The organism is Cellulomonas shaoxiangyii (genome assembly GCF_004798685.1).
Taxonomy (GTDB): Bacteria; Actinomycetota; Actinomycetes; order Actinomycetales; family Cellulomonadaceae; genus Cellulomonas; species Cellulomonas shaoxiangyii.
The window spans coordinates 3,791,596-3,812,899 of sequence record NZ_CP039291.1 but is presented as its reverse complement, the minus strand read 5'-3'; the positions used below and the strand labels follow the sequence as shown (position 1 = coordinate 3,812,899).

11 protein-coding genes are annotated in these 21,304 nt (G+C 74.0%); 9 read left to right on the top strand and 2 right to left on the bottom strand.

Going from position 1 to position 21,304, the window contains the following annotated elements:
• Positions 1-163 precede the first annotated feature (163 nt).
• On the bottom strand, positions 164-688 hold the full coding sequence (locus E5225_RS16970; RefSeq protein WP_135973133.1) for a GNAT family N-acetyltransferase: 525 nt from the start codon (positions 686-688) through the stop codon (positions 164-166).
• Between the two features lie 62 nt (positions 689-750).
• A complete protein-coding gene (locus tag E5225_RS16965; RefSeq protein ID WP_135973132.1) occupies positions 751-1,806 on the bottom strand; it encodes an ankyrin repeat domain-containing protein in 1,056 nt (351 codons plus the stop codon).
• A 127-nt stretch (positions 1,807-1,933) separates the two neighbouring features.
• Here E5225_RS16965 and E5225_RS16960 point away from each other — a divergent pair, with 127 nt between their 5' ends.
• From E5225_RS16960 to E5225_RS16920, 9 genes are all read left to right on the top strand, one after another.
• A complete protein-coding gene (locus E5225_RS16960) occupies positions 1,934-2,173 on the top strand; it encodes a hypothetical protein (RefSeq protein WP_135973131.1) in 240 nt (79 codons plus the stop codon).
• A gap of 76 nt (positions 2,174-2,249) precedes the next feature.
• Entirely contained in the window at positions 2,250-3,914 is a 1,665-nt protein-coding gene (locus E5225_RS16955) for a phenylacetate--CoA ligase family protein (RefSeq protein ID WP_243738174.1), read from the top strand.
• Entirely contained in the window at positions 3,914-4,711 is a 798-nt protein-coding gene (locus tag E5225_RS16950; protein WP_135973130.1) for a hypothetical protein, read from the top strand. Before E5225_RS16955 ends, E5225_RS16950 begins: the two co-directional genes overlap by 1 nt.
• The gene (locus tag E5225_RS16945; protein ID WP_135973129.1) at positions 4,708-5,856 is read left to right on the top strand and encodes a hypothetical protein; all 1,149 of its coding nucleotides are present in this window, start codon (positions 4,708-4,710) and stop codon (positions 5,854-5,856) included. Before E5225_RS16950 ends, E5225_RS16945 begins: the two co-directional genes overlap by 4 nt.
• Positions 5,853-6,971, top strand: coding sequence for a nitroreductase family protein (locus tag E5225_RS16940; RefSeq protein WP_135973128.1), 1,119 nt, complete (start codon positions 5,853-5,855; stop codon positions 6,969-6,971). Before E5225_RS16945 ends, E5225_RS16940 begins: the two co-directional genes overlap by 4 nt.
• A 199-nt stretch (positions 6,972-7,170) precedes the next feature.
• Entirely contained in the window at positions 7,171-9,078 is a 1,908-nt protein-coding gene (locus E5225_RS16935) for an FG-GAP repeat domain-containing protein (protein WP_135973127.1), read from the top strand.
• A gap of 993 nt (positions 9,079-10,071) precedes the next feature.
• A complete protein-coding gene (locus tag E5225_RS16930; protein ID WP_135973126.1) occupies positions 10,072-17,124 on the top strand; it encodes a polymorphic toxin-type HINT domain-containing protein in 7,053 nt (2,350 codons plus the stop codon).
• Positions 17,121-17,636: a hypothetical protein gene (locus E5225_RS16925; protein ID WP_135973125.1), complete on the top strand. Its 516-nt coding sequence runs from the start codon at positions 17,121-17,123 to the stop codon at positions 17,634-17,636. The genes E5225_RS16930 and E5225_RS16925 overlap by 4 nt, the downstream gene beginning before the upstream one ends.
• Before the next feature lie 303 nt (positions 17,637-17,939).
• Entirely contained in the window at positions 17,940-21,293 is a 3,354-nt protein-coding gene (locus E5225_RS16920; protein WP_135973124.1) for a DUF4214 domain-containing protein, read from the top strand.
• Positions 21,294-21,304 lie beyond the last annotated feature (11 nt).

Below are 21,304 nucleotides of genomic sequence, written 5' to 3'. Positions count from 1 at the left end.
GAGGAGAGCCCCGTGCACGACCCGCGCGTGCTCGCGATGACGGGCCCGACGGCCGAGCCGGGGTGGGTGCGCCCGGCGCATGTCCCGGGAACCCCGGGACTGAACGCGGTCGACGTCCGTGCGAGCGGGAGGGCCGCACCCGCCGGGCGCCGGCGCGCGGACCTCAGGGTGCGGTGATCCGGTAGAGGACGTGGCGGCGCAGGGGGTGGCCCTCGGGGATCGTGGGGTGGTCGAAGTCCGCGGCCGGGTCCCGCGTCATGCCGAGCCGGCGCATGACCGCCTGGGAGCGCTCGTTCGACACGGTGGTGACCGAGACGACCTCCGTCAGGCCGAGCTCGCCGAAGCCGACGGCCAGCGCCTCGCGCGCCGCCTCCGTCGCGTAGCCCCTGCCCCACGCCCACCGCGGCAGCCGCCAGCCGACCTCCACGAGGGACGGCGCCCAGCCCGGCCGGGCCAGCCCGGTGAACCCGGCGAAGCGGCCGTCGGCCTCCAGCGCCCACAGACCCCAGTCGTGCTCGTCGAGGTGCGCCCGGACGCGGGCGACCATCGCGTCGCTCGCCTCCCGCGTGAGCGTGGCCGGGAAGTACTCCATCACCTCGGGGTCGGCGTTCATCCGGGCGAACGGCTCGAGATCGGCCTCGGTCCACTGGCGCAGCACCAGGCGCGCGGTGCGTCGTTCCCGGGTCATCCGGGCACCGTACGCCGGTGCCGCCCCCCGCGTGGGTGCGATCCGGCCGGCGGCCGGGACGGCTACCTGCGGTACGCCGGTCGCCCGAGCGGACGGGGCTCCGGGTTGCGCAGCACCCACGCCACCGCGAGCTCGGCCAGGCGGTCCGTGTCGCCGGAGGCCGACAGCCCGAGCTCGTCGACGATCGCGCCGACCCGCACGAGGTCCGGCGCGTCCAGCGGCACTCCCGTGCCGACGTGCTCCGCGAGCGCGCGTGCCATGGCGCGGAAGTCCGCGTCCCAGTTGGCGCCGCCGTTGTCCGTCAGCTCGTGGGAGATCCGGCCCGTGATCCGCACGACCTCCCCCTGGACGGTCGTGGCCGCGCCCTCGGCCGGCACCAGCAGCTCCCACAGCTCGGCGTGCTGCTCGTGCCAGCGCGTCGACGTCACCGCGATCGGCGACGTGCCGTCGTGCCGGCGGTGACGCGGGACGGGCGCCACGGCGAATCGGCGGTAGAGCGACGTCAGCGCGGCGTCGGCCGGGGCGAGGTGCCCCGGCGCGATCCGGTCACGGAAGCGCTCGAGCTGCCTGCCGATCTCCTCGACCGAGGCGGTGGCCGCGGGCGTCGGCCGGGCCCCGGCGTCGAGGAGCACCTCGGCGAGGGCCGCCGCCGGCACGAGCGCGACGTTCGGGCAGTCGTGCAGCGCCACCTCGAGCGGCGTGCGGCCGTGGGCGTCCACCGCGTCGACCGCGGCGCCGTGCGCGAGGAGCAGGCGGGCGTGCTCGACGTTCCGGCCGGCCGCCGCGGCGTGCAGGGGAGTGCCGAGCCGGCCGGCGTCGTGGTGCACGTCCGCGCCCAGCTCGAGCAGCACGCCGATCCGCCCGCGCCGGCTGCGTGCGCGGGTGTGCAGGGGCGTGCTGCCCCACCGGTCCGGCGCCTGCAGGTCCGCACCGCGCGCCACGAGCCACCGGGCGAGCTCGTCCGGGCAGTCGTCGAAGGCGAGGGCGGTCTGCTGCGCGTACCCACCGCGCGCGTCGGGCGGGCACGTGTCGAGGACGGCCGTGAGCCGCGCCAGGTCGCCCGCCGCCAGCAGGGTCTCGACGTCCTTCGGCAGCTGCGCCGCGCGCTGGTCGGTCATGCGCTCCTCGCCTCGTCGGTGGGGCGGGCGCCGTGCGCCGGGGCGCAAGGGGACCCGTCGTGTCGTGCGTTGGCCCGAACGGGTGGAGAATATCGGGCGTCCGACGTCGTCCATCCCGGGAGCACACGTGAGCGAGCTGTCAACGGCAACGGTGCCGGGGCGCGATGTCGCCTTCGACGAGCAGGCGCGTCTGCGGTGCCCCGAGTGCGGATCCATCGACCTCACCGTCACCGACGTCGACCGCCTGCCCGACGTCGCCTGGGTGAACCACACGGCGAGCTGCGGGCAGTGCGGCACCGCGTCGACGCTGGCGCTGGTGTCGGTGTTCGGGCACGTCGTCCTGCGGTGGCTGCCGGACGCCCGCTGACGCCACCGAGCGCCGACGGTGCACCGTCGGGGTGAACCTCCGGCTCGCTGACCAGGGGCGTTGTTAGGGTCCGTGGATGACCCCGGACGCCCCCCGGACGAGCGTCCTGCGCCAGGCCGCCCTCCGCCTCGCCACCTGGCTCGTGACCGTCGTCTACCGCGTGTACCGGCTGCACCCGGCGCTGTGGCGGTTCACGGCGCGGAACTACCACCCGGCGATGGAGCGGTTCGCGCGCCTGAACGCGTGGATGATCTGCCAGCACGCGTACCTGGACGTGCCGGCGTACCGGCGGTACGTCGAGGAGGACGGCTTCCGGTTCCGCTGGTGGGACCTGACCAACTACCGGCCGACGTCCAAGCACGGCTACGTCGACCGCTACGCCGAGGCGGAGCGCTGCTGGGGCGGCCTGATCGAGACCGTCGGCACGGTCGTCGACGAGTCCAGCGGCTCGTCGGGCACGCCGTACAACTGGATGCGGTCGAAGCGCGAGCTGGCGACCGTGCACAAGAACGTGTCCGGGTACGTGACGCTGCTGTTCGGCACCCGCCGGCTGTTCGCGGTCAACGCGTTCTCGATGGGCGCGTGGGCGACGGGCACGAACACGGGCATCGCCATGTCGCGGATCGCGATGGTGAAGAACACCGGGCCGGAGCTCGACAAGATCGTCGACACGCTGCGCCACTTCGGCCCCGGCTACACGTACCTGGTGTGCGCCTACCCGCCGTTCCTCAAGCACCTGCGTGACCGGCTCGACGCCGAGGGCTTCGACTGGGACGCCTACGACCTCAACGGGTTCGTGGGCGGTGAGGCCCTGACCGAGGGCCTGCGCGACTACCTCGAGGACCGGTTCGGGCGCGTGTACTCCGGCTACGGCGCGTCCGACCTGACGATCGGCATGGCGGGGGAGAGCGACCTGTCGGTGTGGGTGCGCCGCACGCTGGCCGGCGGCGGTGCGCTGCGCCAGGCCCTGCTGGGACCCGACGAGGCCCGGACGCCGATGATCTTCCAGTACAACCCGCTCGAGACGTACCTCGAGACGACCGCCGACGGGCGCCTGCTCGTCACGCTGAACTCGGCCGACATCATGAGCCCGAAGCTGCGCTACGACATCGGCGACGAGGCGATGATCGTGACGTTCGACGAGATGAAGGACGTCATCGCCGCCCTGCCCGAGCCCGCGCGCGACCGCCTGGCGTTCGGCTTCGAGCGGGCGTTCGCGATCCAGCGGATGCGCCTGCCGTTCCTGCTGCTGTACGGGCGCAAGGACTCGACCGTCTCCTACATGGGCGCCAACCTGTACCCGCTCGACGTCGAGAACGGCCTGTACCTCGACAACCCGCACGCCGCGGCGATCGAGTCGTTCAAGCTTGCGCTCGTCGACGTCGGGGACCACGAGCAGCGCCCGGCGATCCACGTGCAGCTGCGTGCCGACGCCCGCCTGGACGACGCCGCGCGGGCGGACCTGGCCGAGCGGGCCGTCGCCGGCGTGCTGCGCCACCTCGCCGCGGTGTCGCGCGACTTCGCGCAGTCGCTCGAGGAGGACCCGACGGCGTCCGAGCTGGTCGTGCACGTGCACGACCACGGGACGGGGCCCTTCACGGGCGGGAGCACGAAGATCAAGAACGTCTACGTCGTCGACCCCGACGACCGGGACGCGTCGACGTCGCACCCGTCGGCGTCGCCCTCGTCCGGCGGGCCTGCTGCCGCCGACCCCGTGGCGGCCGCCGGCGGCGCCGGCTGATGCGGACCCGCGACTTCTCGCGCGCGCCGGTGGAGTCCCGCGCCGAGGCGCTCGTCGTGCTCGAGCGGACCGGAGCCGGACCCGCGTGGGCGTGGCGCGCGCACCGGGCGGTGCGTGCGGCGGACGGGTACGTGTGGAGCGCGGGGGTGCGCGCGCGCGACGCCGCCGGCGCGCCCGTGCGCGGGCTCGTCGTGTGCGTCGCGACGCCGGCGCAGGGGCGTGCGCTCGCGGACGGTGCCGGCCTCGGGCACGAGCGCGCGCGCGTGTTCGTCGCCGACCCGCAGGGCTACTCCAACGGCGTCTGGCGCGCCGAGGGCGACGAGATGGCGCACATCGAGCGGTTCACCGCGCTGACCAGCGAGAGCGCGCGTGGGCGGACGCCGCCGCCCGTGGCCCCGGCGCCGCCGCGGCGCACCACGGAGCGGACGGCGGCGGACGGTGCGCGCGACCCGGACCCGTCGTCCCGCCCCGCCCGGACGCCCGCGCAGGCCGGGGCGATGTTCCTGGGCGCGACGCGGTACCGCGGGCCGCACTCGTGGGCCCTGCTCTCGCGCGAGTGGTACCCGATGGTCGCGGCCATGCGGCGGATGACGGGGTACGTGTGGCACCGGGTCTACTGGGCGCCGCCGTTCACCCTGGGCACGATCGCGTTCTTCACCGACCGGGACGCCCTCATGCTGTTCGCGCGGCTGCCCGCGCACCGGCGGCTCATGGAGTGGATCACGCGCGACCGGCGGCACGGCACCGGCGGGTACATCCGCGTGCACGTCGCGCCGGGGCCGGGCGGGGCGCCGTGACCCGCCTGGCCGTGACGCCGGTGCGCTCGCGCGCGGACCTGCGCGACTTCGTCGACCTGCCGCTGCGCCTGCACCCGCGGGACCTCGCGGTGCCGCTGCTCGCGTCCACCGTCACGTCCTGGTGGCGGGGCACCTCGCCGCACCCGGGACCGGTCGAGCTGCTGCTGGTGCGCGACGCCGCGGGGCGCGCGGTGGGGCGGACCACCGTGCACACCGACGCCCGCCTCGACGCGCGGCTCGGCACCCCGTCGCTGCTGTTCGGGGCGACCGAGTTCGCCGACGCCGACGCGGCGGCCGCGCTCGTCGGCGCGCTGGAGGCCCGCGCGGACGGTCGCGCCCAGCTGTTCGGCCCCGTGTCGCTGCTGCCGAACCAGTCGGGCGGGGTGATCACGTCCGGCTTCGACGAGCGCGGGTTCGTCGACTCGCCGTGGAACCCGGCGTGGGTGCCGGCCGCGTACGAGGCCCTCGGCTTCGAGCGGTGGGGCGAGTCCGACACGTGGGTCGTCGACGTCGATCCGTCGTCCGCGGCGGGCGCGCCGACCGACGCGGAGTGGCGCGCCGCCGGGCTGCGGCTCGAGCGGGGACGCCGCTCCGAGGTGGGCCGGCTGGTGCCCGAGGTGCTCGCGGTCCTCAACCGCGCGTTCGCGGCCCTGCCGTACTACACGACCATCACGGACGCGGAGATGGCGGCCGCCACCGACGGGCTGGGCTTCCTCGTGGACGAGGACCTGCTGCTCCTGGCGCGCGACGACGCCAGCGGCGCGCTCGTGGCGTTCGTGCTGGTGGTGCCGGACATCACGGCCTTCGTGCAGCGCGTCGGCGGGCGGCTCGGGCCGCTGCAGCAGCTGCGGCTCCTCGCGACCCGGGGCCGCTACCGGCGGGAGGCGGTGCTGATCATCCAGGGCACCGAACCGGACCGGCAGGGGCGCGGCGTGCTCACGCTGCTGTCCCGCACGCTGCACGCCAACCTCGCCGCGGGCGGGTACGCGCGGCTGCGCTCGACGTTCGTCGGGCGCGACAACCCCGCCTCGGCCCGGCAGTTCCAGCGTGCCGGCGGGCGTCCGCTGCACGGCGTCACGTTCTACCGCAGGCCGGTCGGCACCGGCACGACGGCCGCCGGCACGGCGGCGGAGGAGGTCGCATGACGGCGACGCACGACGGGACGGCCGCCACCGACGACGACCTGCGCCGGTGGGTGCGCGTCGCCGGGAGGGCGCCGTCGGCCCACAACACGCAGCCCTGGGCCGTGCGGGTCACCGACGGGCGGATCGAGGTCGCGGTCGTCCCGGACCGGGTGCTGTGCGCGGGGGACCCGTCCTTCCGTGACCTGCTGCTCTCGCTGGGCGCCTGGGTGGAGTCGGCGGCCGTCGCCGCGGCCGCCGACGGCCGGGGGCTCGCGGTCGAGCCGACCCCCGCCCTCGACCGGCTCGAGGACCTGCCGGTGCGCGGCGCGGCCGACCCGACGCTGCCGGTCCTCGTGCTGCGGCCGGTCGCCGAGCCGTACGCGACGCCCTTCACGCCGCAGGACGTGCGGGACCGGCGCGTGCACCGCGGCGAGCTCGCGCCGGCCCCGGACCTGCGGGTGGACGCGCCGGCCCTGCCCGCAGGGCTCCGGCTGCTCCAGGTGGACGACGCCGCGATGTCCCGGCTGGTCCGGCTGGGGACGGCATGGACCGCGTCCCGGCGCGCCGTCGCCGCCGAGCTCGTCCGCTGGCTCCGCCTGTCCCCGGCGCACCCGCGCTACGCGCGCGACGGCATGACCGACCGGATGCTGCTCATGCCGTCCTGGGCCGCGCGCCTCGCCGCACCGGTCACCCGGCGGCCCGCGCTGCACGACGCCGCCCTGCGCCTCGCCGTCCTGGTCGGCCGGTGGGTCGAGGCCGTCGACCGCGCCCGCCCACTCCCACCGCCGCCCGCTCCCGGCGCCCCGGTGCGCGGGCCGCAGCACCTCGTGCTCGTCGCCCGCACGCCCACGGTGCACAGCGCGACGGAGACCCTCGACGCCCGGCTGGGCCTGGCGCCGGCGGACGTCGTCGAGGCCGGGCGCGCGCTGCAGCGCACGTGGCTGCACGCCCACCGCGCCGGGCTCGCGGTCGCGCCCCACTCCGAGGTGGTCGACTCCCCGCACGCCGTCGGCGCGCTGCGGCGCCGGCTCGGGCTGCGCCGGTCGCAGGTCGCGCTCGCGGTGTTCAGCGTGGGGCGGCCGACGACGCCGTCGCCGCGGTCGCCGCGCCTGACGGACGGTGTCACGAAGGGCTGACCGGCGACGGCGGTGGACGAACCCCGCGCCGGTTGTGCCGCTTGCGCGGGTTTGGGCGGGTTCGTGCTACTCGCCAACCGGCCACCCGACGAGGTACGAAGGAGCACCCGACGCCGCTGGCGAGGCGGCCCGCCCGCTCACCCTCCGCGTCCCGGCCCCGCCGAAGAAGCCGGCCAGCCGGAGGAGGTTGGAGGCACCGATGCGCAAGCTGATCACGGCCGTCGTGACGGCGGGGGCCCTCGCCGTGGGCGGAGCAGCCGTGCCGGCGCTGGCCGGCGTCCCCGCGGTGCCCGTGCCCGTGGCCGGCGCCGCCCCCATGGCGCCGCCGAACGTCGCCCTCCCCAAGGTCAGCCCTCCGGCGGGCTGGGACACGCCGGCCTTCGCCGCCAACTACAGCCAGATCGGCGAGAAGTTCTCCACGGCAGCGGTCGGCGACCTCGACAACAACGGCGTGCTCGACATCGTCGCCGGGTACCCGGACGGGCACCTCTACGCCTGGCGGACCGACAACGGCGTGCGGTGGTTCGACTTCTTCACCGGTCCGGGCGCGATCCAGGCGTCGCCCCTGCTCGTCGACTTCGACCGGGACGGCCGGCTGGACATCGTGTACGCGAACACGCACGGCGACGTCGGCGTGGTGGAGGCCGACTACCACCGCCTCGTGACGGTGAAGTTCGGACCGGACCACCCGTGGACGGGAGCCTTCGGCACGCCCGCCGTCGCCGACATCGACAACAACGGCAACTACGAGATCATCGCGTCGAGCTTCGACCAGCGCATGTGGGTGTGGATGGAGAACGGCCACCTGTTCCCCGGGTGGCCGGTGTTCGTGGGCGACACGAGCTGGTCCAGCCCGGCGGTCGGCGACATCGACGGGGACGGCGAGGTCGAGATCGTCGCCGGGTACGACTGCGACGGCGCCCCCGGCCAGTCGTGCTCGCCCGACTACGGCGGCTACGTGGGCGCGTGGAACCCGGACGGCAGCCGCGTCGCCGGGTGGCCCCGGTTCGTCAGCAAGCAGGTCGTGTGGTCGAGCCCGGCGCTCGCCGATCTGGACGGCGACAGCCGCCTCGACGTCGTCGTCGGCACGGGCAACATGCCCGCGACCATGTGGGACGGCGGGCGCCAACCCATGAACGGCGAGTACGTCTACGCCTTCCGCGGCGACGGGTCGAACGTGCCGGGGTGGCCCGTGCGGATCGGCCGCAACGTCACGTCGTCGCCGGCGGTCGGCGACATCGACGGAGACGGGCGCCCTGACGTTGCGTTCGTCGCGGAGGACGGGCTGCTCTACGCGTACAGCGGGACGGGCCAGCGGCTGTGGACGCGGTGCGCGGGCAACAACCCGTTCGCCCCGCCGAACACGGGCGTCGCGACCGCGACGACGTGCCCCGGCCTGCACGCGTCACCGACCATCGCCGACGTCGACAACGACGGCCGGCAGAACGTCGTCATCGGTGGCGAGCAGTGGTTGCGCGCCTACGACGGCAACGGCGACCTGCGCTACAGCGGCGAGACGTCGGCAGGCACGGACCCCATGACGGCGGCGCCGACGGTCGTGCAGGTCAACGGCCGCACGTGGATCGTCGAGGCGACCGCGAACGGGAACCGCGGCAAGGTCTTCGCCTGGACGACCAACACGGCGCTCGGGCGCGCCGACTGGCCGACGTTCAAGCACAACATGACACGCAGCGGCTCCAACTCCTCCCGTGCGTCCTTCCCCGTCTACAAGAACGCGTACAGCCCGACGCTGTACCGGTTGGTGAACGGGGTGGCGACCCCCGTGAGCTACGCCGAGTGGCAGGCCGCGGGCTTCCCGTCGCCGCGCCCCACCAACACGGACTACGTCAAGTACCCCTGGGCGCCGACGCTGTACGCGGTGACCTTCTGGCCCGCTCGGTGGCAGTGGGACCTCCTCACGTACGAGCTGTGGCAGCGTGCCGGGTTCCCGGCGCCGCGCACCGCCACGTGGATCGAGGGCTCGGACGTCTACAAGCGGGCGAACGAGCCGTACATCTACGTGAGGGACCCCGCGGGGCTGGTCCACCAGCTCACGTACGACGAGTGGGCGTTCATGAACTTCCGTCAGCCGCGCATCGTCCCGTGACCGGTGCATGGCCCGGGGGCCGGGCGCGGACGACCGCGTCCTCCCGCCGACGAGCGCCGGGGCGCCCTGGACGAGCGCGAGGTCCGTGCCCGCGGCACGCACGAACGACACCCCGACGGGCCGCCCGAGGTGCCCGTCGCCGAGCTCGAGGGCAGGCGCGCTGGCCGCCGGCAGACCGGCCGCGGCCGCGAAATGTGCTCAGCCGCACGGCTGCGACCCGCACCCGGTCGAGGTCCACGCCTGGCAGGGCGCGGCTCGGTGCCGGCCCCGGTGCGGTCGGCAGGACGAGCGTCCATGCTGCCAGCCTCTCGAGCATCGTGGTGCGTGCAGCGGCCACGGCGCGGCGCGCAGCCTGCTCCTCGGCCGCGGTGACGGCTGCCGCGGCACGGAACCGGGCCGCTACGTCGCCGTCGAGCGTGCCGCCGTGCGCGGTCACCCAGGCGCCGTGCGCCCGCCAGGCCTCCGCCGCCTGCACGACGCGGAACGCCTCCTGCCGCGCGGGGCAGGTCGCCGAGCGCCTCCTCGCGGATCCGCACGCCGAGGGAACGCTCCAGCGCCGCCGTCCACGCCGTGCACGCCGCCCGGGTGGCCGGCCGAGCTCGCGGACCGTTCACCCGGACGGGGCTCGTTGCCGCCTCGCGTGTCCGATCGCCCTCCCCTCGCGCGTACACCCGAGCGGGTGAAGTCGCTACCTATGCACCGATCCGTCACAGCGTGTCGCCGGCGTGTCCTGCGAAGTCATCCAGCGAATGCACCCCTGTGACGCTGCCCCGCCACTACGGTGACGCTCATTCGGGCGGGGGTGCGTCCGTGTGACTCGGAGGGCAGCGCGATGGGGCAGCGTGACCACGGCTTCCGCACGGACGTCGACGGACCGGGTCCGCAGCAGGCACGCGCATGAGCGCGCGACGGCATTCGCCGCGAGGCCGCGACGCAGCTCCCCGCGCCCGCCGGAGCGTTCCGGGCGCCCTGCCCCGCGCCGTCGGTGGTCTGGTGGCCGTCGCGCTGCTCGTGACGCTGGGCGCGACGGGCCCCGCCGTGGCGGGGGACGAGGGACGCGCGGGCCCCCCTCGGCCCGCCGCCGAGCTGCATGCCTACGCGGAGCAGATCGCGCCCGAGCGTGAGGACGCGACCGACCCCGTGCCGGCGAAGGACGTGCCCGCCGCGCGCTCCCTTCCGCGCCGCACGATGCCGGTCACGCTGCCTGTGCGCCCGCGGTTCCCGGAGGCGTGGAAGGGCGTCGAGCCCGTCGCGCCCGACGGCGCCGAAGCGGCGCCGCGCACGGGCGCCGGTGCCGGTTCCCCCTTCGTCCGCGTGGGACGCGCCGGCACCGAGGCAGCACGCGTCGCCGGCACCGGGGCGACGGAGGTCCCCGTCGAGGTGATCGACCAGCGCGCGGCGGTCGCCGCGGGCGTCCCGGGTCTGCTGCTGCGGGTCGGCGTGCCCGTCCAGGAGGACGCCCAGGACGCCGCCGGGGACGCGGGGCAGGGCAGGGCCGCGGCGGTCGCGCCCACCGTCGCCCACGGTGTGGCGGCGGTGAGCAACGCGTCGACGTCGAGTCCGCAGGACGTGCCGAGCACGACCCCGACGACTGCGACGCCCGTCCCGACGGCGCCGACGCCCGTCCCGACGGCCGCGACGCCCGTCCCGACGGCGCCGACACCCGTCCCGACGGCGCCGACACCCGTCCCGACGGCCCGCGTCGCCGAACCGGCGCAGGCTCCGGAGGAGTCGGCGGTCCCCGCCGCCCCCGAGTTCCTGGCGCCGGTGGACGCCCCGCTCGAGGTCGCCGTCGACTACTCGTCGTTCGACCAGGCGTACGGCGGCGGCTGGGGCTCCCGCCTGCGCCTCGTCCAGCTGCCCGACTGCGCCTTGACGACGCCCGAGCGTGCCGAGTGCCGCGAGCAGACGGTGCTGGAGTCGACCAACGACGTGCGCCGCTCGACCCTGAGCGCCACGGTGCCGGCCGCGGCGACGCGCCTGATGGCGGTGACTGCCGGCACGTCGGGGTCGTCGGGCAGCTTCGGCGCCACGTCGCTCTCCCCGTCCTCCTCCTGGCAGGTCTCCGGGCAGACCGGCAGCTTCAGCTGGTCCTACCCGCTGCGGGTCCCGCCCAGCGTGGGCGGCCCCGAGCCGGAGCTCGCGCTGTCCTACTCGTCGCAGGCGGTCGACGGCAAGGTCGCCAACACGAACAACCAGTCGTCCTGGATCGGCGACGGCTGGGACATGCCTGTCGGGTTCGTCGAGCGCAAGTACGTCTCCTGCTCGCAGGACCGTCAGGGGGCGGTGAACAACGCGGCCCGCGTCACGGGCGACCTGTGCTGGCAGTCCGACAACGCGACGTTGGCGCTCGCGGGCCACTCCAGCGAGCTGGTGAAGGACGCCGTCACCGGCGGGTGGCGGCTCAAGGAGGACGACGGCACGCGCGTCGAGCGCCTGACCGGCGGGTGGAACGACGACAACGACGGCGAGTACTGGAAGGTCACGACGACCGACGGGACCCAGTACGTGTTCGGCCGGGGCCAGCGTTCCGCGACGGACACGACGAAGACGAACTCCGCCTGGTCGGTGCCCGTCTACGGCAACCACCCGGGCGACCCCTGCTACGCGGCGTCGTTCGCGGCGTCACAGTGCATGCAGACGTGGCGGTGGAACCTCGAGTACATCGTGGACACGTCGGGTAACACCCTGACGACGTTCTACGCCAAGGAGACGAACAGCTACGGCAGGAACAACAACGAGGCGGTGTCCACGTACGTGCGTGGCGGGCACCCGACCGCCATCGAGTACGGCCAGCGGGCCGGTTCCGAGGCCTCGGGCCAGGCGCCGATGCGAGTCGACTTCGCCGTGGCGGAGCGGTGCATCCCCGCGACGGGTGTCTCCTGCGACCCGGCGGCCCTGACGACGACCGCCGCGTCGTGGCCGGACGTCCCGGGCGACCTCATCTGCACGTCGACCACCTCCTGCCCGGCCGTGACGTCGCCGGCGTTCTTCACGCGCAAGCGCCTGGTAGGTGTAACCACGAAGGTGCTGTCGGGCGCGTCGTACCAGTCGGTCGACGCCTGGTCGTTCACGCACACCTTCCCCGACCCGGGCGACTCGACCAGCAAGGCGCTGTGGCTGGACCGGATCGGTCACAAGGGTCTCGTCGGGTCGGCCGTCGAGCTGCCGGACGTGCGCTTCTACGGCACCCAGATGGCGAACCGCGTGGACACCGTCGGCGACGCCGGGCCGCCGATGAACCGGTTCCGCCTCAACGCGCTCGACACCGAGACCGGCGCGCGCGTCAGCGTCAACTACACCCCGAAGGACTGCACGCCCACGAGCCTGCCCGCGTCGGCCGACTCGAACACACGCCGCTGCTTCCCGGTGCGCTGGCAGCCCGTGGGCGCCGTGCCGGCGATCACCGAGTACTTCCACAAGTACCTGGTGACGTCGGTCGTCGAGAACCCGAACGACGACGGCAGCCTGTCGGTCCAGACGGAGTACCGGTACCACGGCGACGCCGCGTGGCGGTACGACGACAACCCGCTGGTCCCCGCCGCCGAGCGCACGTGGAACGAGTTCCGCGGGTACGCACAGGTGGACGTCGTCACGGGTGCGCCGACCGCGCCGCAGCGGTCCATGACGCGCACCCGGTACTTCCGCGGCATGCACGGCGACAAGGTCGCGGCCGGCGGCACGCGGTCCGTGCTCGTCGACGGCATCGCCGACGAGGACCGGCTCAACGGGTTCGTCCGTGAGGAGATCACCTACGACGGCGTCGGTGGCGCCGAGGTCAGCGGCACGCTGAGCTCGCCATGGATCTCGCCGCCGACCGCCACCGGTGCCGACGGCAGCCGCGCGACCCTCATCGGTATCGCGGCCGTCGAGGAGCGTACGGCCGCGCCGGCGCTTCCCGGTGGGCGCCGGACCACCCGCATCGCCACGACGTACGACCCCACGTACGGCATGACGACGCAGATCGACGACCAGGGCGACGTCGCGACGCCCGCGGACGACCGCTGCACGCGCGTCGAGTACGCGCGGAACACGACGGCGCACGTCGTCGCGACGACGTCACGCACCGAGGTCGTCGGCGTCGGCTGCGGTGTGGCGCCGGCCCGTCCCGGGGACGTCATCAGCGACTCACGGGTCGCGTACGACGGCCTCGCCGTCGGCGCTGCACCGACGCGGGGCCTGGTGACGACGTCGCAGAGCCTCAAGGACTACGCCGCCGGAGCGCCGACGTACGTCACTGACGCGACGACGACGTACGACGCGCACGGCCGCCCGCTGAGCTCGACCGACGCGCTCGGGCGCAAGTCGACCACGGCGTACACGCCGGCGACGGGCGGACCGCTCACGGCCACGTCGCAGACGACGCCCGACCCGGACGGCAGCGGCCCGCGCACGGCGCTCACGTCCAGCACCACCGTCAACCCCGCGTGGGGCACGCCCGTCCGCCAGAGCGACCCGAACGGGAAGGTCACGTCGGCGACGTTCGACGGCCTGGGCCGGACCACCGCCGTGTGGCTGCCCGGCCGCCTGCAGGCGTCGGACACGCCGAGCATGAAGTTCGCCTACACCGTCTCGGCCTCCGGCCCGAACACGGTGACGACGCAGTCGCTGACCGCGCTCGGGGACTACCAGGCGACGGTCGAGCTCTACGACGGCATGCTGCGTCCGCGGCAGACCCAGTCCATCTCGGCCGCGCGCGACAACCAGGGCCGCATCGTCTCGGAGACGATGTACGACAGCCGCGGCCTGGTCGACCGTGAGCTCGGGCCGTGGTTCACCACCGGGCCGCCGGCGGCGACGCTCGTGCGGGCGTCGGCGGCGGTGCCGGCGCGTACGCGGTACGTCTACGACGGCGCCGGGCGCACGACGGCCGAGATCTTCGACGTCGACGAGCAGGAGCGTTGGCGCACGACGACGACCCACGGCGGCGACCGCGTGACGGTCGACCCGCCGGACGGCACGATCCCCGAGACGTCGATCACCGACGCGCGCGGGCAGGTCGTCGAGCTGCGCCAGTACACGGGCACAGCGCCCACGGGTGCCTACCAGGCGACGACGTACGCATACGACCGTGCCGGCAGGCGCGCGGCCGTCACCGACACGGCCGGCAACCGGTGGACGTACGGATACGACCTGCGCGGGCGCCAGGTCTCCGCGACCGACCCCGACAAGGGCACCACGACGACGACGTACGACGACGCCGGCCAGGTCGTCTCGACGACCGACGCGCGAAACCGCACGCAGGTCGTCGTGCGCGACGCACTGGGCCGGCCCGTCGAGCAGCGCACCAGCACCGCGACCGGACCGCTGCAGGCGTCGTGGGTGTACGACACCCTCGCGAAGGGCCAGACGACGTCGTCGACGCGGCACGTCGCGGGGGCGGCGTACACCACCGCCGTCACCGCCTACGACGACGCCTACCAGCCGCTCGGCCAGTCGGTGACGATCCCCGCGGCGGAGGGTGCCCTGGCCGGGACGTACACGACGTCGTACCGGTACGCGCCGGACGGGCAGCGCGAGGAGGTGACGCTGCCGGCTGCGGGTGGCCTCCCCGAGGAGACGGTCGTGACGTTCTTCGACCAGATGTCCGTGCCGGAGTGGATGGCCGGCGGCCTGGGTAACGGCGTCTACGTGTCCGGGTCGCTGTACGACGTGTACGGCGAGCTCCTTCGCTACAGCCTGGGGAACACGTACGTCGACTTCGTCAACTACTCCTACGAGACGGGCACGCGTCGGCTGGCGAAGACGTGGACGCAGCGACAGGGCGTCTCCGGGTACGACGCCGACATCACGTACACGTACGACGCCGCGGGCAACCCGACGTCGATCGTCGACCGTCCGACCGGCAAGCCCACCGACGCCCAGTGCTTCACGTACGACGGTCTGCAGCGCCTGGCCCGGGCCTGGACACCGGCGAACGCGAACTGCGCGACGGCACCGAGCGTCGCCGCCATGGGCGGTCCGGCACCGTACTGGACGGACTGGGCCTTCGACGCGGTCGGCAACCGCGCGACCGAGGTGCACCACAAGTCCGGCGGCGACACGACCCGCACGTACACCTACCCCGCTGCCGGCCAGGCACGCCCGCACGCCGTCCAGAAGGTGACGACGACGACGGGGGCGGCGACGACGACCGACAGCTACACGTACGACGCGTCGGGCAACACCGCGACGCGCAACCGTGCGGGCAAGCCGGCGCAGACGCTGACGTGGAACGACGACGGCCGCCTGGCGTCGGTCGTCGACGCAGGCGTCGGCAGCGCCGGTGAGTACGTGTACACGCCCGAGGGCGACCGTCTCGTCCGTCGGCAGGGCGGCGTCACGACCGTCTACCTGCCCGGCGGCCAGGAGCTGAACCTCACGGTCGGCACGGGGGCGGTGAAGGCGGTCCGCTACTACGGGTTCGGTGGCAACACCGTCGCCGTGCGCACGGGCTCGGCGATGAAGGACGTCACCAGCCTCGTCAACGACCCCCACCAGACGGCGAGCATGGGGATCAACAACGAGACCCACACCGTCACCTACCGGCGGACCGACCCGTACGGCAACGCCCGCGGCGGCACCCCGGCATGGCCCGGTGACCACGGCTTCCTCAACAAGCCGGTCGACAGCAGCGGCCTGGTGCAGATGGGTGCCCGGTACTACGACCCGACCATCGGCCGGTTCCTCTCCGTGGACCCGGTGATGGACCTGGGCAAGCCCCAGCAGTGGGCCGCGTACTCGTACGCCGACAACAACCCGATCACCTTCTGGGACCCCACCGGAATGCTGTCGTGGGGCAGCGCGTGGAAGTCGATCAAGAACGCCGGGCGGAGCGCCGCCAGGTTCGTCAAGCGCCATCAGGCCGACATCGCCGGCTTCGTCGCCGGCGGCCTGGTGACCGCTGGGTGCCTGGCGGCCACCGGCGGCGCGGGCAGCGTCGGCTGCCTCGCCCTCGGCGGCGCCGCCGGTGCCGCAGCCACGAACCTGTGGAAGACGAAGGTCCAGAGGACGCAGAAGTTCTCCTGGAGCGGCCTGGCGCGCGACACGGCGATCGGCGGACTGCTCGGGGCGGTCGGCGGGCAGGCGGGGCGCCTGGCCATGCGGGTGCCCGGGGTTCAGCGGGCGGCGTCGGCCGCGGGGAACGCCGCGAGGTCGGCGGTGAACCGGGCGGCGACGGCGGTGAGCGCGCGAGCGAGTACGGCGAGCCGGGGGGTGCCGGCGAGTGCGAAGCCGCCGACCGCGGCTCCGGCGGCGAAGCCGAACACGAACGCGGCGGCGAAGGGAGACGCGCCGAGCTCGAGCCAGCCGACGGCGGCCCGGGCGTGCTCCTTCGCCGGGTCGGTGCTCGTGCTCATGGCGGACGGGTCGAAGAAGCCGATCCGGACAGTCAAGGTCGGCGACAAGGTGATCGCCACCGATCCGGAGACGGGTGAGCAGGGCTCGCGGGCCGTTCAGGAGACCTTCGTCCACGACGACGACCTGGTGGATCTCCGCGTAGGCGGCGAGACGATCCGGACCACCGAGGACCACCCGTTCTGGTCGGTGACGGACCAGGAGTTCGAGCGGGCCGACGAGCTGGCTGACGGCGAGCTGGTGCTTGGTGCCGACTGGAACGTGTTGCCTGTCGGGTCCGTCGTTCCGGCGAATCGAGGAAAGGCGTACAACCTCGGCATCGCCGAGGTGCACACGTATCACGTGGGCCAGAGCGCAGTTCTGGTGCACAACGAGAGCACGTGCCCTGTGACGTTGTCCGACGCGCGACTCGGGCACATCGAGACCCGTCACGGCCCGGGAGCGCAGGATCGCGCAAGAGCCAACGGCGACGCAGACACACCCGGTGAGTTCGACGAGCAGTTCTTCTGGGACGGCGACACGCCGGCCGTCTCCCAGCGCCTGCGCGCGGCGGTATGCGGGTCCACGTCGTGCCCGAACCCGCGGGGCGAGGGCGTTCTCCATCGGTACGACTTCGGTACGAACATCGGCGTGAACGGCAAGGGTGACAAGACGAGCGTGGTGGAGATCGTCGTGCGAGGCAGTGAGATCTGGACGGCGTACCCGAAGTGACCGCGCCCGCCCGTGCAACACACCGGAGCGATTTCGACTTCTCTTGGGTCCGTGTGGAAGCTGGTTCCATCACGTTCCGCGTGGAGAGGGGCGGTGTCGCTAAGAACTTCAACGTCGCCGATTCCAGCGACGTGCCGACGGTAGTGCTCGGCGCCGTCACGGCATTGCTCGAGGGCGCATCCGAGCAATCTCTGTCGCTGGACCAAGAGCCCGGCGAATATCGCTGGAAGATCGTCAGGAGGCACGATTCGGTCGGGATGTCCATCCATTTCTTCGATTCGTGGGCTCAGGAGACGCCACCGGAGCTGCGCTGGCAGGGCGATGACATCGGCCTCGAACGCTTCGCGTCCCGTGTGGTCGAGTCCACCGCAGCGTTCTTGACGGATCCAGCGACGAGGTTCGAGAAGGAGTGGTTTGCGTATCCGCCGCCCGTCACGGCCCTGGCGCGGTGCGTTGCCGCGCTCGAGAGGTACCGGCGCAACCACCGACCGACGTGTCCGCCCGGCGCCTAGGGCGCTCGAAGCGGAACGGCGGAGGGTCGATCAGCGAGTAGGCAGCAGGCACGAGGACGACGCGCCATGCGGGCCGTCGCACGCGGTGGGAAGGTGAGGGCGGCTGTGAACGGATGGATTGGCACGATGATCGCGGGGGCGATTGTCACCTCGTGCGTCCTGGCCACGACCGGTGGAGCGGTCGCGGCGGCGGTGCCCAGCGTCGCGCTGCCAGCACGCTCGTTACCGGCCGAGCCCGCGTGTGGAGAGGTCGTCGCTGACGCGGTAGCGGCGTGGGCGTTGGCGGTGCGATGTGACGTCGCGGTGGAAGTCGCAGGCGCGCGGACGGAGTTCGCGTCCACCTTCGCGCTGCCGGACGGGTCGATGCGTCTCGACGTGTCGACGGGTGCGGTGCGCACGGAGGTGTCGGGGGAGTGGGCGCCGGTGGACGCGGCGCTCGTGGACACGGGTGGCGCGGTGGAGGTCGCGTCGCCGGTGACGCCGATGCGGTTCTCGGACGGGTCGGGTGACGAGCCGTTCGCGACGATCGAGCGCGACGGGCACACCCTCACGTTCGAGATGCCGTTCGACCTGCCGGCGCCGGACGTGGAGGGGTCGCAGCTGACGTACGCCGACGTCCTGCCCGGGGTCGACCTCGTGGTGACGGTGAACGGGGACGCCACCGGGTTCTCCGAGGTGCTGCGGGTCGAGTCGCCCGAGGCGGCGGCGCAGGCCGAACTGCAGGACCTGACGTTCCCGGTGGTCACCTCCGACGGCATCGAGCTGGCGGCACGGGACGGTGGGTTCGTTGCCGCGGACGAGTCCGGTGATCCGGTGTTCGTGAGCCCGACCCCCGTCATGTGGGACTCCTCGAGCGACGTGGCCGAGGGCGCGACCGACGCCGCGCTCGGGACGGTCGAGGACGCCGACCCGACGGTGGCCCCGGTGGGTGACGAGGTCGTCACGGCGATCCCCGCCGAGGTCGCCGGCGACGCGGTGACGATCACGCCGGACGCGGGCATCCTGGCGGACCCGGCCACCGAGTGGCCGGTGTACATCGACCCCGGCGTGAGCGGCTCGCTGAACCAGCGCTCCGCGGTGCGCACTGTGATCGGCAACGCGTACAACTTCGCCGGCGACGAGGGTGTGGGGCTGTGCTCGCGCGCGACGTCGACGACCTGCTCGCACACGTTCCAGAGCCGGGTGCTGTACCAGTTCGGCGGTCTCCAGGCCGTGGGCGGGATCGAGCCGGGTGAGGTCCTGAGCGCGACGTTCGCCGTGACGGGAACCCACTCCTACGACTGCACCCCGCGCCCCGTGACGCTGCACGCGGTCGCGGACTTCACCGCCGCGACGCCGTACCCCGGCGGCTCGTACTGGAAGCCGCTGCAGACGCACACGATCGCGCACCGCGACGGGTGCACCAACGGCCAGGTCCCGCGGCGCATCGAGTTCGACGCCACGCAGATGGCGCGGGACGTCGCCGCGGCGAACACGGCCAACGCGTCCTTCGGCATCGCCGTCGACGAGAGCTCCATGGCCTCCTGGAAGCGCTACGGCTGGGACGCGACGTTCTCCGTCGACTACAACCGTGCGCCGCAGGCGCCCGCGTCGGCGCGCACCACCGACCCCGACGCGGCCTGCGTGTGGGGCGGGCCGCGGCCCGTGATCCGGAGCGCTACGCCGACGCTCCGCGGCGTCCTGCACGACCCCGACGGAGGCGCCGTCCGGCCGATGTTCGCGATCGACGACGTGGGCTCCGGCGCACGTGTGTGGCTGGCGCAGGACAGCCCCGCGCAGGGCTCCGGTGCGGAGCACTCCATCACGGTTCCCTCGGGGGTCCTCCGTGATGGCGGCACCTACCGCTGGAGCATGGCGGGCGTCGACGACCGCGGCGCCTGGGGCTCGCCCGTCGGGTGCGAGCTCGTCGTCGACCTGACGCCGCCGGCGACGCCCGGCGTGACACCCGTCGCCGGCATGCCCGCCGTCTACGCCGAGGGGCCGGCCCCGGCGGGCGGCATCGGCGTCGAGGGCCGCTTCACGTTCGGCAACGGCGGCTCGGCCGACGTGGCGTGGTACCAGTACCAGGTCGCGGGCGGGCCCGTGCGCACCGTCCCCGCGTCGTCGCCCACGATCTCGGTGCTGCCGGCGGTGGCCGGGCCGCAGACGCTCGAGGTCTGGTCCCTCGACGCGGCGGGCTGGCCGAGCCCGAGGCGCACGCACCGCTTCACCGTCGGCTTCGCCGGCGTGAGCGACGCCTGGCAGCTCGACGAGGCGAGCGGCGCAACCGCCGCGAACACCGTGACGCCGGGCACCCGTGACCTCGTCGTCGCGTCCGGCACGACCCGCGCCGACGGGTTGGGGCGCGAGGTGGGCGGCCACACCGGTGACCTCGCGCTGCGGTTCGACGCACCCGCGGACGGCGCCAACACCTCCGCACCGGTCGTCCGGACCGACGGGACCTACTCCGTCATGGCGTTCGCGAAGCTGGACGCGGTCACGTCGACGGCCACGGTCGTGAGCCAGGACGGCACGCACGTCAGCGGGTTCGAGCTCGGCCACCGCGTCGACCCGGCGTGCCCTGCCGGGACGGAGGGGCACTGCTGGGCGTTCTCCGTGCCGACGAGCGACGCGGCCGGGGCATCACGGGTCGTGGCGATGTCGACCGTGCCCGCGCGCGCCGGCTCCTGGGTGCAGCTCGTCGGCGTCCGCGACGCGGGCACCGGCACCGTGCGCGTCGGGGTGTGCGACCTGGGATCTGCAGGCGCGCCCAAGCGCGGCAACGCCGTCCTCAGTGCAGGCGTGGCCGCGTCCGCCAGGGTGGGGACGTACGGCGGCCTGCAGGTCGGACGCGGTCGCGTGAACGGCGCGGCGGCGCACCCGTGGCCCGGCTCGGTGAGCCAGGTCCGCACGTACACCGGTGTCGTCGCGATCGAGCAGCTGCGGGTCTCGTGCCTCAACCCGTGGTCGGTGCTGCCGGCGCTCGACCCACCGGCCGGAGACCCCGCCGCGCCGCCGCCCCCGCCGCTGCCGGCGCCCGCACCCGGTACGCCGGCGTTCCTTCCGGCGTACGTGTCGAGCGTTCACCGCGACCTGCTGCGGCGCGACCCGTGGTTCGACGAGCTCGTCGGGCGCACGGCCCGCCTCGAGGCGGGCCACCCGCTCGACGTGATCCCCCGGGACCTCGTGGGCTCGCGCGAGTGGAAGATCCAGTTCGTCGGCGACACCTACCGCACCTACCTCGGGCGGCCGTACGACGACGGCGCCTTCGTGTGGGTGGACGCCATGGAACGCGGCATGGACACGTTCACGGTCGAGATCGGCGTGCTCGGCTCCGCGGAGTACTACCAGCGCGCCGGGTCGACCGACGTCGAGTTCGTCCGTGCGCTCTACCGCGACCTGCTGGGACGGGCGGCCGGCCAGGGCGACGTGGACACCTGGGTTCCGCACGTCGGCTCGGCGGGCCGCGACGCCGTCGCCCGAGGCGTCCTGCTGTCGACGGAGCACCTCAACCGGGTCGTCGACGGCGCCTACCGCTCGGTGCTCGGACGCCCGGCCGACCCCGCCGGGCTGAGCGGCTCGGTGGACGCCCTGCGTGCCGGCGGGTCGGTGCCGGACCTGCTGGTGCGCCTCGCGGCCAGTCACGAGTACCAGGTCGCGCGCGTCCGCGTGTCCTGAGCACCGCCCCT